Origin of the sequence: Acidocella sp. (assembly GCF_013044125.1) — a bacterium.
Taxonomy (GTDB): domain Bacteria; phylum Pseudomonadota; class Alphaproteobacteria; order Acetobacterales; family Acetobacteraceae; genus Acidocella.
The window spans coordinates 20684-36316 of the sequence record NZ_JABEVC010000063.1 but is presented as its reverse complement, the minus strand read 5'-3'; the positions used below and the strand labels follow the sequence as shown (position 1 = coordinate 36316).

Here is a 15633-nt window from a genome sequence, read left to right as displayed (position 1 = left end):
CCCCAAGGCGGCCTAACCACCCCCCTCCCAAGAACGCCCCGGCATCGCCGGGGCTTTTTGCTGTTCCTTGCCAGGACCGTAGAAAACCCCGCCGGTCTCGCCGGCGGGGTTTTTAGTCTGGCGGGAGGCCCTCTAAGCGTGGAGCCGCTTATTTTCTCATAACACTCAGCCATTGATGGCGGCCCGGCTATCGCCGGCCGCGCTCTATTCCGCCCACAAAACGGGCTCCACCGAACCCCTCACGGGTTTCAGCCCATCCGGGTGACGATCACTGCCGCAAAAAGACAGCTCGCTCTGACGCAATCCCGATAGGGCCGCCTCACTCGGTCACGGCCTTTTTTGTGTTCCGATTACAGGAGGAAATTGAATGAAAAAATGAAATTAAAATGGCTTGCAGTAATCGGCGGCGGAAAAGCAAAGGGTGGGTCCGCGCCATGCTCGCCTTCGGCTGTGCGTGGCTTGTCGGTCCCGCGTTAGGCAAAGATGCCGAACGCGCCTTTGCTTTTCCGCCCCCGATTACCGCGCTGGGAGAAGATGAAAGGTAGAAAAAATGACAAATCCCATGCGCAATGAACTCTCCCAATTCACCTATGACCTCTTTGGCAGCACAGCGATAAGTTCTGATCTCTTGGCGCCCGTTGGCCTGATCCGCATACCGATGAAAGAAAGTGCAGAGGAAAGTGAGTCCACGCCGGACATTCATAATCCCATCCCTGCGGCCAAGAAGGCCGCGGCCGTCACCACAAATTTCCGCCTCGACGGCGACCGGAAGCTCGCACCCAACTGGAAGGGCCGTGGCCAGGATAACCTCGCCGCTATTCGCCTGCTCCACCAGCTCGAAACCGAAAGCCGCGCCGCAAATAAGGACGAACAGGCCGCTCTGATCAAATTCTGCGCCTTCAGCAGCACGGACCTCGCACAAAATGCCTTCAAGCGCGGCAGCGAAGCCCCTAAGAAGGGTTTTGAGGGCTTGGCCACGCAGCTCGAAGAACTCGTGACCGCCGAAGAAAAAACCGGCCTCATGCGGGCAACGCAATATGCCCACTATACGCCCGAGTACCTCATCGCGGCCATGTGGAACACCGTGGAGCAGTTCGGCTTTGAAGGCGGCTCCATCATCGAACCCGGTTGCGGCACCGGCCTGTTTTTCGCCGCAAGCCCGGAAGCAATCGCGAGCCAGAGCTATTTCACCGGGATCGAAGCGGACCCGATCACGGCCCGCATCGCCGGACAACTCTATCCCGAAAGCGATATTCGGCAGGGCGATTTCACCAAGACCAAGTTGAGCCCTACCTATGACCTGGCCATCGGCAATCCGCCGTTCTCGGACCGGACGGTCCGCTTCAACGATGTTAAACCCGCCGTCCAGCTCAGCTTGCACGACTATTTCATCACCAAATCCATCTTTAACCTTCGCCCCGGCGGACTCGCGGCCTTTATCGTGAGCCGCTGGACGATGGATAAGCTCGACCCAACCGCCCGGCTGGCGATTGCCGATAAGGCCAATCTCCTCGGCGCGATCCGCCTCCCTGCCGCCTCCATGCGCCAGGACGCCGGCACCGATGTGGTGGTGGATATGCTATTCTTTCAGCGCCGCCCCGATGGCGAACCGGCCGACGCAACGAGCTGGATGAACGTGGTCGAGGCCGTGCCCGCGACCGTCGACAGCGAGGCTTTCTACTGCAACCAGTATTTTTCGAACAATCCGGCGATGGTTCTGGGCGCGCACGACCGCACCTCCAGCCCTTATGGCCCGGTCTATACCTGTAAGGGTGAAACCGGCGAGGTGCTGAAAGCCGCAATCCAAGCGGCCCTGCATACCCTGCCGACCGGCATCCATACGCCCGACCGCAGCGCGATGCGCCGCGCCGGCGAAACCGCCGTTCGTATTCCGCAAAATGGCACGGTGCGTGAGGGTTCCTATCTCATCACCAAGCACTGCCTCCACCAGATCATTGACGGCCGCCCCGTCCAAATCGCCATCAAGCGGGGCAAAGCCAAGGGTGAGGGTATCTCGCTCCGCACCGCGGAAATCATCGAGTGCATGATTCCGATCCGCGACGCGGTGCGGCAGATCCTTCGCGATCAGGAAGCAAATCGCCCCTACGCCGATGCCCAAGTGGCACTGCGCCGCGCCTATAGCCGGTTCCTCCGCAATTTCGGGCCGATCAACAAGACCGACGTGACCGTCATCACCGACGAGGCGACCGGGCGCACCAAGGAAGTGGTGCGCCGCCCCAACCTGGCGCCGTTCGCCGACGATCCCGATGTTTGGCTGGTCGCCAGCATCGAGGACTACGACGCCGAGCGGAATCAAGCCAAACATGGCCCGATCTTTAGTCAGCGCGTCATCCTGCCGCCCGCCTGCCCGCAGATCATCACCGCCGCCGATGCCCTTACCGTGTCGTTGCACGACACTGGCAAGGTGGACCTCGACTACATCGTCGATAGCCTCGGCAGCACCCTGGAGCATGTCTGCATAGAATTGCGGGGCATGATCTTCCTCAACCCGGAAACCAACGAATGGGAGACCGCCGACAACTACCTGTCCGGGCCAGTCCGCACCAAGTTGAAGGCCGCTCTCGCCGCCGTGAAAACCGATCCTCGCTTCGCGCATAATGTCGAAGCCCTGAAAGAAGCACAGCCGACCGACCTCAAACCCTCCGAAATTACCGCCCGCCTCGGCGCATCGTGGATTCCCACCGAGGTTATCGAACAATACTGCGCCACGACTTTCGACGTGAAAACCCGCGTTCGCTACGTCCCGCTCATCGGCTCATGGAGCCTCGAACAGCACCGCTTTTCCAACTCGCTATGCTATACCGAATGGGGCACCGAGCGCCGCCATGCGGGCGAACTGATGCACGACGCGCTCAATTCGTCCATCCCGCAAATCTTCGACATTTTTAGGAATGACGATGGCAGCGAGAGCCGCGTCCTGAACGCCGAAGCAACCGAAGCCGCCAAGGAAAAGCTGGCGGCAATCAAGCTTGCCTTCCAGAATTGGATATGGACCGACGCCAATCGTTCCGAGCTGCTTTGCACGATCTACAACGAGACGATGAATAATCTCGTGCCGCGCCACTTCGATGGCTCGCACCTGACATTGCCCGGCGCCAGCCCCGTCATCAATTTCTATCCCCACCAGAAGCGCGTCATCTGGCGGGTCATTTCCGCCGGCTCAACCTACATCGCACACGCTGTAGGTGCGGGGAAAACCTTCTCCATGGCGGCCGCCGTCATGGAACAGAAACGCCTGAGCCTCATCACCAAGGCGATGATGGTGGTGCCAGGCCATTGCCTGGCTCAGGCCAGCCGCGAATTTCTGCTGCTCTACCCGACCGCGAAAATCATGGTGGCCGACGAAGTGAACTTCGCCAAAGACAAGCGGCAGCGTTTTATAGCGCGTGCCGCCCTCGGCGATTGGGATTGCATCATCATCACCCACTCAGCGTTCAAATTCATCTCCATACCATCGGAATTTGAGCGTGAAATGGTGCGCAGCCAGATGGAAGAATTCGAGGCGATGCTGGACGAAGTTGACGATGCGGTAAGCCGCAAAAAAATTGAACGGCTCAAGGAAGGTTTTGAGGCGAAACTATCGTCCATGGAGACCCGGAAAGACGACCTCCTGACGATCAGCGAAATGGGCGTTGACCAAATCATCGTCGATGAGGCTCAGGAATTCCGCAAGCTGGCATTTGCCACCAACCAAAGCACTCTGAAGGGCATCGACCCGAACGGCTCACAACGCGCTTGGGATCTGTTCGTGAAAACCCGTTACATCGAGACCATCAACCAAGGCCGTAGCCTGGTGATGGCAAGCGGTACGCCCATCACCAATACGATGGGCGAACTCTATACGCTCCAGCGGTTCTTTGCCTCCGACATTTTGGAGCGGGCAGGGGTGCAGCACTTTGACGCCTGGGCCGGAAACTTTGGCGACAGCCGTACCGAACTCGAACTTCAGCCCTCCGGCTCTTACAAGCCGGTCACACGCTTCAGCGAATTTGTGAATGTGCCCGAGCTGGTTGATATTTTCCGCTTCTTTGCCGACGTGGTTCTGCAAAGCGATCTGCGCGAAAATCTCAAGCTGCCGCGCATCGCCACCGGCAAGCGCCAAATGATAACGGCGAAGCCAACCGCCGCGTTCAAGGCGTATCAACGCCACCTCGATAGCCGTATCAAGGCTATCGAAAACCGTACCGGGCGGCCCGGAAAAGGTGACGATATTCTTCTCTCGGTCATCACCGATGGCCGCCATGCCGCGGTGGACCTCCGCCTCGTCGCGTCGCGGCTCCCCGACGAGCCTGGAAGCAAATTGAACGCGCTTATCGAAAACGCCTTCAATATCTATCAGGCAACCGCCGACAAATTGTACTACGCCTCTGCCGGCGTGCCCTACGAGCAGCCGGGTGCTGGGCAACTGATCTTTTCCGACATTGGTACCAATGGCGTGGAACTGAAGCGCGGCTTCTCCGCCTATCGTTGGATCAAGTCCCAGCTCGTGGCGCGCGGCGTCCCTGAAAGCCAAATCGCTTTCATGCAGGACTATAAGAAAACGTCCGAGAAGCAACGCCTCTTTGCCGCCTTTAATGCGGGCCAAGTGCGTTTCATCATTGGCTCCACCCTGACGATGGGAACCGGCGTCAATGTGCAAAAGCGTCTCGCGGCCTTGCATCACCTCGACGTGCCCTGGTTGCCGTCCGATATTTCGCAGCGCGAAGGCCGGATTGAGCGCCAGGGCAACCAGAACGAAGAAATCGGCATCTTCGCCTACGCGACCTTGACCTCGATGGATGCCACCATGTGGCAGAACAACGAGCGTAAGCAGCGTTTCATCGAAGCGTCGCTCAGCGGGGACCGTGCGGTCCGCCGCCTGGAGGATGTTGGCGCGCAATCTAACCAGTTTGCGATGGCAAAGGCCATCTCATCGGGTGACCAGCGCTTGATGCAAAAAGCCGGAATCCAGGCGGAATTAGCCCGCCTGGAACGCCTCCGCGACGCCCACGGCGATAATCAAATTTCGATCCGCCGCACCATCAATTCCGCGCAAAGCAGCATTGAGTTCAACGCCGGCCGGATCAAGCACATTACCGCCGACCTGGCCAAGCGCATCCCAACCGCTGCGGACCAATTCGCGATGAGCGTTAACGGTGTGACGTACACCGAACGCAAACAAGCGGGCGCGAACCTGATCCGCTTAATTCTCGAAGGCGGGTGGGATAGCAAAAAGCCGATCTTTGGCGAAATCGGCGGCTTCACCTTCAAAATAGCTGTAACCGTCAACAACCTCTATAAGATCGAAGGGACCGAAGCGATCATCTATCGCTCCAACAATAACGAGCGCATCGGGCTCCCTGAAGAGCTTACCGCCCTCGGCGTGGTGGCTCGTTTGGAGAACACCCTCACCAGGTTTGAAGTAGAACTTGAAGAGGCCAAACAGCGCGTAAGCGATGCGGAACGCCGCATCGCAGACTTTGCGCCGCGTCTCGACCAGCCGTTCGATATGAAGGACGAGCTGGAAGCCAAGCGTGACCAACTCAAGGAGCTGGAAGCCTCTCTCGCGGCCTCGACCGAAGCAGAGCCAGGCGCAACCGACGAGGAAATCCGCTTCGCGGAAATCTTCCACTCTTCTCGCCGCCGCGACATGGGCGACGACCTCGAAGACATGTCGTCACCCGACGCTGATGACGACGACGTGGATTAAAAATCTCCCCTGTCTGGTGCGCTGCATGAACACATGCGGGGCACCGCAACCCCCATCACAAAGGCTCATCTCATGAAACAGTATCTCGAATTCGAGAGCCTCAAGGACGCCCGCGCATACCGCCACGCCCACGGCACGGGCGGATGGATATTTACCGCTGACAAAACCAGCATTTCAACGCTTTTCCCGCCGGAAATGTGTCCATCCGAAATATTGAACCATCGGCTCACGCGCGGACAGTCAGGCTATCTGACAGGCCATCAATAAAATTAAGGAGCGAGAGAAATTGGAAATTGAAAACTTCCTCGCAGGGCTGCTTTAGAAACACCGCTCCGCTCCATCGCTGACTGCGCAACCCGGCCCGGCCTAAGTGCCGGGCAGGGACCGCTCGCCAGCAATGGTGTTTCTACACAGCCCTGCAACGGTTGGAGATAGAACGAAGGAATGGAGAACAAAATGAACTACGACACCGACCCCGTACACTCTGTTTTACCGGAGCAACTCGGCGAGCCGGAAACAGCCGACATTGAATTTTGCGGGTGGTATTTTTGGGATGAAACATGGTCAGATCGCCACGGCCCATTCGCTTCGCGCGACGAGGCGAATGCAGCGTGCATTTTATATGCCCGCGCATTATGACCCGCTACCCAATCGGCGTGATGTGGACGAACGAGCTTGGCTTGGCCTGCCGTGAGGTAGCCCACGACACGACACCAAGCCCCTACGGATGGCACGACCAGGATGAGGATATCCGCAGCCGCGCGCGCGAATTCATAACTCATCAAGCGATCGGTCACATGACGGATATGAACGTAGAGTATTTCACCTGCCTCTACAGTCGATTGGATGTTGGCGGCAATGTCCGCCAGTCGCACCAAGCCCTCAAGGATGCTTGGTCTAACGCTTATCGGCTTTCCCAAACACAGGCGCGTTAAAGCCCGCGATTACGGAAAACAACGAGAGAAAAATCAAAAATAAAGCCCTCTCGCAGAACCGCTTAAGAACCACCGCTCCGCTCCATCGCTGCCTACGCAGCCCTGCCCGGCCCAAGCACCGGGCAGGGCCGCTCGCCAGCAATGGTGTTTCTACGCCGCCCTGCAACGGTTGCAGTTGTCGTCAACATTTTACCCAAACCAACGAAGGATTACTACCATGGAACTCAAAAAAGTTGATCCACGCCTGTTGAAGGAAGACCCTCTCAACCCGCGTAGAAGCCCCGCGGCGCCCGCCTACGAAGAACAGCTTCTTGCCAACATTCAAGCTGTCGGCCTCATCCAGTTGCCACTCTGCAAGGAACGCGAAGGTGAATTCTTCATCGTCGCTGGACACCGCCGCGTGCAAGCCTGCATCCGCGCCGGCTTCTCCGAAATCGAAGCCCTTTTCACCGACAGCGATACGCGTACCAACGCGATGCGGTCCGTCGCGGAAAATGTCGTCCGCACGGGCCTCAACACTGTGGACACCTGGCGGGCCATCGTCAGCCTGACCGGCGCCGATTGGACCGAAGACGCCATCGCGACCGCCTTGAACCTGCCTACCCGCACGATTCAGCGCCTACGCCAGTGCGGCAAGATGCACCCGGCCATGCTGGAACAGATGGCCCTGAACGATGAGCCCAACGCCCGCGAGCTGCGCCTCATCGCGTCCGCCAGCATCGAGGACCAGGCCGAGGTTTGGAAAAAACACAAGCCGAAGCGCGGCGAACACGCCCAATGGTATGCCATCGCCCAGGCGCTCGACAATCGCCGCTACTACGCCCGCGATGCGAAATTTGACCCCGAACTGGCCAAGGCCCACGGCATCGTCTGGCTCGAAGATCTGTTCGATCAGGGCGATCAGGACAATCGCTACACGACCCAGACCGAGGAATTCCTGGGTGCTCAGTACGAGCATATGGCCAACACTTTGCCGAAAAAGGGCATCATCCTGACGGTCGACAAACAAGGCACGCCCCAGCTTCCCCATAAGAAGGCCGAGCGCATTTATCACGGCGCGAAAAAGTCCGACCTGACCGGCTCCTATATCAATGAAAGTACCGGGAAGATTGAAGTCATCACCTACCGGATGCCGGTCGAAGTAAAGCCCGCCAAACCCGCCGCCGGGAAAGCAGGCATAACGGCGGGCGCCACAGCGACCGCCGCGGCCGTTGCGGCGCCCAGTGCCGAACCGGCGCCATCTCGCGCACCCATCACCCAGGCGGGCATGGCGATGATCGGCGACATGCGTACCGACGCTTTGCACGAGGGCCTCGCCAACGACGCCATCGACGACTTGACCCTCATAGGGCTGCTGGTGATGGCCTTCTGTGGCAATAACGTTGACGTGAAAACCGGCACCTCCGACGAGAAATTGCGGACAAAAGGCCGCCCGGCCATCGCCCGCGCCATCGCCGCCGGCGGTACTTTGACCGCCGACCCTGAAACGCTCCGGCAGGCCGCGCGTGATTGCCTCCGGTTCGGCCTGAATCTGCGCGATTCCTACAGCGCAAAAACCGGCCCTCTCGCCCTGGTCGCAGCGACGGCGATCAACGCTGACCGCCATCTGCCCAACATGGCGACCGAAGAGTTCCTTTCCTGCTTGTCGAAAGCCGAAATCGAAAATGTCGGCCGTCAGCATAAAATCCAGCCGCGCAACACCGGAAAGGAAACGCGAGGCGCAATCCTGAAGGAATTGGCGGGGCAGCACTACGTTCACCCGGCCGCCAACTTCACCGTAACGCCGGAGGATGCAAAGGCCATCGACGCACCCCGTCATTACGAAATCTATGGTCAAACTGAGGATGATTCCATTGAAAGCGTCGCAGGGGAGGGGGACGATAATGCGGAAATTCTTCGCAGCATCGGTCACACCGGCCAAGACCCGGAGCCCGACGCGGACGACGCGGGGCAAGATTCCGTAGCCGCCTGATCCTCAAAAGCCCGCCCCTAACCCGGCGGGCTTTTTCATCTTTCAAGATTGGAATTCATCATGGAGTCCGCAGCCCACACGACGCGCCAGCCCTCGATGGCACGCAGCAACACAACCAGCCTTTTCGGCTTGAACACCCGGTACGCCGACGAAGCCACCAGCCGGTTTTGGCAGATGGTGAACCGCCGCATTAACGAAGCGCCTGAACTTTCCGCCATGCTCGCCGCTGGTTTTCAACCGGAAATCACCGGCGGGGGCGGCTTGGCCTGGCGCAAAAATCTCAACGACGGGAGTTTCCTGTTCGTCAACTATTACGATTGGGATGTCGGTGGCGAACCCGACGAACCCATATGGATCGGCGGGCGCTACAAGAGCGCACCCCCCGAACGCCGTATCTCTGCTCTACTTTACGAAGAGATGGTGTGCGACGTAACGCTGCCCATCGCCATGGCTTTCGTTGAAAAACTCGAAAGAACTTATGGCCTCGGGCTGCCCGCGCAGTCTCCGACGTTCTTGCCCATTCGGGAGGTGGAGCCACGCGGGGACTGGCTAACAAATACAGCGAGCCGCCCACCTCCCGGTAACAAATAGCATTCCACTACGAACCCACATTTGTGGGTTCCGACTTCATCGGAATCCGCACCCACATCCGTGGCTTCGGCAATTTTGCAACAATGAGGAGTTTCAAATGACACAAATCAACCTTAGCCTGACCCCCACGGTTTTCGAGCGCAATGAGTACAACGGTGTGCCCTACATCTCGCGCACCATGACATTCGATGTTGCCGGCCTGGATCTGTTGAGCAAATTCAGAAGGCTCGCGGAAATCAAACGCGCGAGCGACCTCAAGGAGATCGTCGATCATTTTGCGGCGAAAGCGCGCGAAGCCATTCCCGATGAGTCCTACGCGATCCACGTCGCCGTCAGCCGCGGCCAACGTAAGCCGCCCGGCTTTGATAGGCTGATCGACGACAAGACCGATCCGCTCGGCCTGGACCGCTTCGTCAAAACGATCGACAGCACTAAACAATGACCCCGTTCAGGATCACCTTCGAGGAAAGCACGCAGCGCCACTGCTTGCAGACCATTCCCGATTATCACGTCCTGCTGAACGGAAAGCGCGTTCAGCGGCTTTATTGGAACATGCGCGGCTATCGCGGTGTGCTTCCAACACCTGACGGCGGCCTCTTCGAACCCGGCGAGGTCAGCCTGACCAAATTCAAAACGATTGCCCGCAGCCTCGAACGCGAAGCAAAAAAACAGAAAACCGCTACATAAGCGGTTCTCTGCAAATTCGCACGTAATAAGAAAAGGAACATATCATGTCGAACTCAAACGGGGAGGTCATTAGAGCAAACCTCGCCAAACTGCCAAAAATATGCGCCGCGAAGCATCCCTCAACCCAAGAACCGGTTTTTATTGTCGCGGGGGAAAAGGGGTACTTCCCCGCCTCCTCGAACATTGACGTTGATTCGTTCAACGAGTCTTGGAACATCACCACAGCACACGCCAATGCGGTGCTCGCGGGCTCGCTCTTCGGATGGGCGGTCAATGCCGCCGACGCCGACCATCCCAGCAATCAGCCAGGGGCCAAGCCAAAGACCAAGCCCATGCACCTGAAATATCATTCAACCGATGATGATTATTGTCGCGTCTATTATGTCGATGAGCATCAAGGTCTCTGGTGCTGGCAGATGTGCCGGAAGATATGGCACAACGCTTCATATCACCACATTTTTGACTTGATGCCGTGTACGAAATCAGGCGAACCTATCGGGCCGCGCGACTACACCGATATAACGGTGGATACGATGCCGCCCGACGACGACAGCAACACGCCCCACCAGTTTATCCACTGGTACCCGCGCCGCATGGAATACGCCCACCTCTGGAATCGCGATCATGATTAACGCCACGCCCCGAACGAACAGAGGCGGCTATGCGGTCACGTTATACCAAGGCCGCCGCGTCTCCATGGAGTCATACCTCCGCGCGTGGAAACAGGTGAAGCTCGACGATCCCGGCAAGATATACCCCAACGGGCCGGGCTCCTGGGCGCCCATGACCGCCGCGCAAATCCGCGCAGAAATGCGCCGTGGCATCCACGACCGCATCAACCGCCACGTCCCCGGCTACGGGCAAGGCCGAAAATGGTCCCAGGACTGGTTTTGGTCTGCCAAACGATGCGCCGATCAGGTAAACACCCCGCGCCTCATCGTGCGCTGGGTGCCGCCTGATTTGCGGATGCGATTAAAGCATCGCATCGAAAGAGATTGATCGCCCTCCGAGGGCTAACCGGCCGCGATCAACCATTCGCTTGAAACCGCACCGAACGACCGAAGATAAGAATCCAGGGCACGGCACTTGCCGAAAACCTCCTCGCTGAATCGGTAAGCCTCCACGGTCGCTTCAGCCGATTGATTTAGAAGTTTATTGGCCCGCGCGTGATGCCCGGCAATATTCCGGCTCTTTTCGTGCTTTGCCGTTCGAGCGAGGGTACCAGCCTTATACGCTTCGTCGGCGAGCAACTTCGCCTCGCCACAAAGCGCGATAGCTTCCGTAATCAAGCTCTCGCGCAGATTAGAAATCAAACCTTTTAGCTCTGCTGCGCTTTGCAAAAAACCGAAGCTCTTAAGAAACTCCGCCATTGCATCGTCAGCCATGTTCTTCAGATCGGACTCCAAAGGCTCACGGCCCAACATTTCGAGAACGGCAGCAACGACCTTATAGTCCGGCCTGACCTCCTCCAGCACGTCCAAGCTCGGATGGCTTCGCTTTTCCACGGGAAACCGAACCGCATTCTCTACCCAGATACCGTCGATCAACATTTCCATGCTCCCTGATGATCGCAACTTAAACCAACCGAACCACATCGCGCAAGTCATAAGCCATTGAAAAGAAACGTTTTATAGCGGAAAACTGCCTACGCTCAGCGAGCGCCGTCAAAACACCCCGTTCATCTGCACCACGGCTGCCATCGGCCAACACATTGTCGCGCTGGCGATGCTGACGTTGCCGCCTTTCACCATCTCAACAAGCAGAGGCAACAAAGGCTCCAGCAACACGGTACGCAAGATTTCACACCACGATCATCGCGGACGGCAAAGGGAGGTTTCAGTGATTGCCCCCTCAGTTTCATCCAATCTCGTGACGACGGAAAGCACGAAGTGGCTACGCCGCTCAGGTAATCACCGCCGAACAAGTCAACCCGACGAACGCAACCTTGACGAAATCTTTGACGGCCGGGGCGGTTGAAAAGGATTTAGCCTTCGCAGTGCCATAAAGACGTACAACCCACTTCAACCTCTTGTGTCATGGCTCATGTCGGGATCGCTTCGGTTTATGTGGTCTAAGCCGCAATCTTCTGAGCCACCATACCCACAACGCTGCGCGTTGTGCCTTCGGTTGCGTGGTTAGTCTCCAAGGGCCGCCAAGACGGCCCCTGGCCTACACATAGGCAGGTGGCATATCGCGCAGCCCCCCAAGAGGGACCGCCCGCTATTCAACCCGCCAACGTGCCGGTCATCTAACCACTCCAGGCAGGCAGCCCAGAAGATCACGGCTTTTTTCGCCCACACCGAAACGATGCCGGCATGGGCCGACACCTCGGAATTTGAAAGGTTCCACGATTATGGCAAACACTGCGAAGAAATCCTCCACCGCCCCGGCCGCCAAAGCGGTTATCCGCCCGGCCTACACAATCGAACGGGCACGCCTCCTTTGCCCGACCGTGGATCAAGCTGAACGCCTTGCAGTCCGCTTCGCACTGGAACCCCTCGATTTTCACGAGATTAAGGACGCAACCCAGGGAGCAATCACCGCATCCTCAACCGCCATTGAAAGCGCGATGAACGAACAGGCTCTGGAAATCCACCTCCAGCGCATTGTTGGAGCCTTTGTTGCCTCCGCCTGCGGAGCTGGTGACTTCTACAGCGCCAAAGTCACGCTCGCCCGCGAGCTGACCACGCGGTTGTCCAACGACAGCCGCGATGAAGACCGAGACGGGGTTGCAGGTTTTGACAGCAAAGCTACCCGCGCACGGGAGTTTGCCGCCCAGGTCGGTCTCCAGGCAATGGCGCTGCTTGCCGCCGCCGAAGGCGCGGTGGAAGCGTTCGCTAAAATCACCGGCAGCGAATGGAAACCGTACGCCCGCGCGCTCCCCAACGACAAGAAAGTGGATCGCCTTGCCGCAGAGGCGGAGATGCAAGCCTTCGACTAAGACGCCTGAAGGCCGGGCTCACGCCCGGCCTTTTTCGGCTTAACAACACGCCAAAAAATCAATATAAGAAAGGAGCCCGGCGCATCATGTACGATGCCATTCGCGAGAATAAAATGCCTGTCATATCCAGAATGAAAACAAATGTCTCCGACATCATTGCCGAATTCACCTGCGCCATAAAAGCCGCAGGCATACTCGTCAATCAACCGTTGCAACTCGATGGGCATCTTCATCGTCTGCCAGTGCTTGGCGACCGGCACGGCGCCAAGTCTGGAGCCTATAAGCTGCACCTCGATAAGATGCCCGTCGGCTACATCAAAAACTGGAAAACAGATTACGAGGCAACCTGGCGGCCGGAATGCGTCCCGCCCTTGAGCGCCACCGACCGCCAGCAAGCGAGCCGCGAAATCCGCGCCCGCGCAATCCGCGATGAGCAGGTCCGTGAAGACCGCCAGAAACAGGCGGCCATCGAGGCGCAATCTCTCATCGCTAATTCGCTGCCCGCGACTTCTCACCCATACCTCGCCATGAAGGGCGTCTGCGCTCACGGCCTGTTCTTGTTTGACAACAGCGACCTCTTGCTCCCGCTCCAAACGGTGGATGGCACCATTTGGAATTGTCAGCGAATTTCATTCGATGCTGCCAATCAGAGCAACCAAAAAACATATATGAGAGGCGCGCTTGCCAAAGCGACCTTTCATCCCATCGGCCTGCTCGACACCGACGAGCCTTTAATCATCGTCGAGGGATACGCCACCGGTGCCAGTATCCACGAAGCCACCCAGTTCCCGGTTGTGGTCGCCTGCCACTCCGGCAACCTCCTGCCGGTGACGCTTGCCCTCCGTGAAAAATTTCCGTCTCGGCTGATGCTTATTGCCGGCGACAATGACCACCATCTCCCTCGCAGAAAAATCCCGCTCCAGAATATCGGCATCGTAAAAGCCGAAGAAGCCGCCGCCGCAAGCAATGCTATAACGATTTTCCCCGACTTCGATTCATCCTCCGAGGGCACGGATTGGAACGACTATTGCCAGATCCACGGCGGGCAAACCCTTCAACGCTTATTCGCACAGAAGGTAACGGCAGCCATTTAACGTCTCCGCCAACATAATGGCGGCCCGGCTATCGCCGGCCGCGCTCTATTCAGCCCAGAAGCCGGGCTCCACTGAACCCCAAGCGGGTTTCAGCCCATCCGGGTCACGATCACTGCCGCAACCGTACAATTCATCTCACCAGCGCCACATAAAGTCTCCACAATACGATCAGCAGGACGGCCGGCTGCACCGGCCCTCCTCACAGCCAGCACCGCCGGAGTGCCGTCAGTACGGAAGAAATGGAAAAATCAGGAAATACAAACCCATCGCTGGGCTGATAAAGCGCGACCGCTGCGCGCCATCGCAGTGGCCGCTACGCTTTGTTCTCATCTTGATGCCATTGCGCCAGCGCGGTTCTCATGGCCGCCTGAAACGGCTCCCGGCCAGCGGCACAGGGCTGCGCCGCCAGCTTGCCGAGTTCGCCGACTGCCCAGTCGAGCGCTGTCAGTTCGCGCGATGCGGCGAGAAGATATTTGACTGCGTCGGCCGCTTCCGCAGGCCTCGGGTCATACCCGCCGCCGTTCAGCAAGCTGGATAGAGCCAGCAGTGCGACAGTGGCGGCGAATTTTGCCTCCTTGCCAACAAAATCCCGCGCCGCGCGTAGCAATGTCGAGGGATCTGCGCCGTAGACGGCAGCACACTCAATGGCGATGTCGAAAAATCCGGCATCCTTCGCGGCGGCGAACCATTTTCCTTTATCGCCACGAGAGTCGATCAGATCCAGCAGCATCCGGCGACGGTCGCGGGCGGGGTAGGCACGGACCAGAGCGCGGTAGATGGCGAGATTCGTTGTGCCGTTTGCCGCCCGCAGCCCGTAACTTTGATACGCCTCATCCGAGCGGCCTTGTTCGATCAACAGGGCCTCACAAAACCGATCGATGGAAAGTTCGTAGTAGCCGGGATTTGTCTTGCTGCGGGCGGCTTCGGCAAAAGCGATGGCGGCCTCCCACAAGCCTTGACGCACCAGGGCCTCCGCGCCGAAACGATGGTAGGGCCAGAATTTTACACGGTGGGTGGCGAGCAATTCCTGAAGCTCGTCGTAACGGCCACGTTCCAGCAGGCAGGACAAGCAGATAGAAGTGCCTGTTACATACGAGAAATTCTGATGGTCGGCCCAGGCACGACGCACCATTGCGAGCATGAGGTCTGCATATTCGTCCATCAAAACGGGATATTGCGCGATCTCGCCCCAGCGCTCTTCGATCGGCGCCAGATAGTCGACGCCGTCGTTCTGGACCGCCTCGAATAAGCGCGCCAGCCACTTGCCTCTGGTGGCGTGATCCGCGGGTGCGGCGATAAGGATCGGAATCAGCTCGTTCAGGGTCCGAAAGACCGCTGACCCAAGGGCGCCGGACGAGCTATCGATTCCCTGCAAACTTGGCCAGATGCGCTCGGCCAGGGATACGACGCCGTCACCCGCTAGGACAGGATCGGACTTTGCCACGGATTTGATCTCAGCGGCGGCTTCCTTAAGCCGGATGACGGCGAGGTTTGAGCCACGCCAACCATAGGCATTGGCCCGAAATTTTGACTTGAATTCCCACTTACGAACGGTTGCCATGATTCCTGCCCTATGCCCCCATGCCGGGGAGATTACCGCGACGTCGTCACCGGGGATACCGCGGGTCCAATAGGCCCGGTCGCGATTTCCAGGGAATGATTGGCGTTCACTTTGAGCCGGGCCCAGAGGGATAGGAACCCCA

The 15633-nt window shown here is 58.3% G+C and carries 13 protein-coding genes; 11 read left to right on the top strand and 2 right to left on the bottom strand.

Translation table 11 applies throughout. From position 1 onward, the window contains the following. Positions 1-550 precede the first annotated feature (550 nt). The 9 genes from HKL97_RS03710 to HKL97_RS03670 all read left to right on the top strand — a co-directional run bounded on the left by HKL97_RS03710 (position 551) and on the right by HKL97_RS03670 (position 10894). Positions 551-5710 carry a helicase-related protein gene (locus HKL97_RS03710; protein ID WP_291422756.1) on the top strand — a complete coding sequence of 1720 codons (5160 nt, stop codon included), beginning with the start codon at positions 551-553 and terminating at the stop codon, positions 5708-5710. 456 nt (positions 5711-6166) lie between these two features. Then, positions 6167-6349, top strand: a complete 183-nt coding sequence (locus HKL97_RS03705) for a hypothetical protein (RefSeq protein ID WP_291422755.1) — start codon at positions 6167-6169, stop codon at positions 6347-6349. Next, positions 6346-6645 carry a hypothetical protein gene (locus HKL97_RS03700; protein WP_291422754.1) on the top strand — a complete coding sequence of 100 codons (300 nt, stop codon included), beginning with the start codon at positions 6346-6348 and terminating at the stop codon, positions 6643-6645. Before HKL97_RS03705 ends, HKL97_RS03700 begins: the two co-directional genes overlap by 4 nt. A 217-nt stretch (positions 6646-6862) precedes the next feature. Continuing rightward, positions 6863-8617 (top strand): ParB N-terminal domain-containing protein, encoded by a 1755-nt coding sequence (locus HKL97_RS03695; RefSeq protein ID WP_291422753.1) that lies wholly within the window; start codon positions 6863-6865, stop codon positions 8615-8617. A 60-nt stretch (positions 8618-8677) separates the two neighbouring features. Continuing rightward, positions 8678-9208: a hypothetical protein gene (locus HKL97_RS03690; protein ID WP_291422752.1), complete on the top strand. Its 531-nt coding sequence runs from the start codon at positions 8678-8680 to the stop codon at positions 9206-9208. Positions 9209-9305: 97 nt separating this feature from the next. Next, the gene (locus tag HKL97_RS03685) at positions 9306-9650 is read left to right on the top strand and encodes a hypothetical protein (protein ID WP_291422751.1); all 345 of its coding nucleotides are present in this window, start codon (positions 9306-9308) and stop codon (positions 9648-9650) included. Next, positions 9647-9895 (top strand): hypothetical protein, encoded by a 249-nt coding sequence (locus HKL97_RS03680; protein ID WP_291422750.1) that lies wholly within the window; start codon positions 9647-9649, stop codon positions 9893-9895. The genes HKL97_RS03685 and HKL97_RS03680 overlap by 4 nt, the downstream gene beginning before the upstream one ends. A gap of 44 nt (positions 9896-9939) precedes the next feature. Beyond that, a complete protein-coding gene (locus tag HKL97_RS03675) occupies positions 9940-10527 on the top strand; it encodes a hypothetical protein (RefSeq protein WP_291422749.1) in 588 nt (195 codons plus the stop codon). After that, positions 10520-10894, top strand: a complete 375-nt coding sequence (locus tag HKL97_RS03670; RefSeq protein WP_291422748.1) for a hypothetical protein — start codon at positions 10520-10522, stop codon at positions 10892-10894. Before HKL97_RS03675 ends, HKL97_RS03670 begins: the two co-directional genes overlap by 8 nt. Before the next feature lie 14 nt (positions 10895-10908). On the opposite strand, the gene HKL97_RS03665 is transcribed toward HKL97_RS03670, so the two are convergent. Further along, positions 10909-11451: a hypothetical protein gene (locus HKL97_RS03665; protein ID WP_291422747.1), complete on the bottom strand. Its 543-nt coding sequence runs from the start codon at positions 11449-11451 to the stop codon at positions 10909-10911. A gap of 797 nt (positions 11452-12248) precedes the next feature. Here HKL97_RS03665 and HKL97_RS03660 point away from each other — a divergent pair. Continuing rightward, entirely contained in the window at positions 12249-12836 is a 588-nt protein-coding gene (locus tag HKL97_RS03660) for a hypothetical protein (protein ID WP_291422746.1), read from the top strand. An 86-nt stretch (positions 12837-12922) separates the two neighbouring features. Next, on the top strand, positions 12923-13930 hold the full coding sequence (locus HKL97_RS03655) for a toprim domain-containing protein (RefSeq protein WP_291422745.1): 1008 nt from the start codon (positions 12923-12925) through the stop codon (positions 13928-13930). A 313-nt stretch (positions 13931-14243) separates the two neighbouring features. Here the strand turns inward: HKL97_RS03655 and HKL97_RS03650 are convergent, their stop codons facing one another. After that, complete coding sequence (locus tag HKL97_RS03650) at positions 14244-15491, bottom strand: hypothetical protein (RefSeq protein ID WP_291422744.1); 1248 nt, start codon at positions 15489-15491, stop codon at positions 14244-14246. Positions 15492-15633: the final 142 nt, after the last annotated feature.

Excerpts from the sequence above, each read along its gene's own strand:
- HKL97_RS03710 (WP_291422756.1), top strand. The coding sequence starts at position 551 with ATGACAAATCCCATGCGCAATGAACTCTCCCAATTCACCTATGACCTC.
- HKL97_RS03705 (WP_291422755.1), top strand. The coding sequence starts at position 6,167 with ATGAACTACGACACCGACCCCGTACACTCTGTTTTACCGGAGCAACTC.
- HKL97_RS03700 (WP_291422754.1), top strand. The coding sequence starts at position 6,346 with ATGACCCGCTACCCAATCGGCGTGATGTGGACGAACGAGCTTGGCTTG.
- HKL97_RS03695 (WP_291422753.1), top strand. The coding sequence starts at position 6,863 with ATGGAACTCAAAAAAGTTGATCCACGCCTGTTGAAGGAAGACCCTCTC.
- HKL97_RS03690 (WP_291422752.1), top strand. The coding sequence starts at position 8,678 with ATGGAGTCCGCAGCCCACACGACGCGCCAGCCCTCGATGGCACGCAGC.
- HKL97_RS03685 (WP_291422751.1), top strand. The coding sequence starts at position 9,306 with ATGACACAAATCAACCTTAGCCTGACCCCCACGGTTTTCGAGCGCAAT.
- HKL97_RS03680 (WP_291422750.1), top strand. The coding sequence starts at position 9,647 with ATGACCCCGTTCAGGATCACCTTCGAGGAAAGCACGCAGCGCCACTGC.
- HKL97_RS03675 (WP_291422749.1), top strand. The coding sequence starts at position 9,940 with ATGTCGAACTCAAACGGGGAGGTCATTAGAGCAAACCTCGCCAAACTG.
- HKL97_RS03670 (WP_291422748.1), top strand. The coding sequence starts at position 10,520 with ATGATTAACGCCACGCCCCGAACGAACAGAGGCGGCTATGCGGTCACG.
- HKL97_RS03665 (WP_291422747.1), bottom strand. The coding sequence starts at position 11,451 with ATGGAAATGTTGATCGACGGTATCTGGGTAGAGAATGCGGTTCGGTTT.
- HKL97_RS03660 (WP_291422746.1), top strand. The coding sequence starts at position 12,249 with ATGGCAAACACTGCGAAGAAATCCTCCACCGCCCCGGCCGCCAAAGCG.
- HKL97_RS03655 (WP_291422745.1), top strand. The coding sequence starts at position 12,923 with ATGTACGATGCCATTCGCGAGAATAAAATGCCTGTCATATCCAGAATG.
- HKL97_RS03650 (WP_291422744.1), bottom strand. The coding sequence starts at position 15,491 with ATGGCAACCGTTCGTAAGTGGGAATTCAAGTCAAAATTTCGGGCCAAT.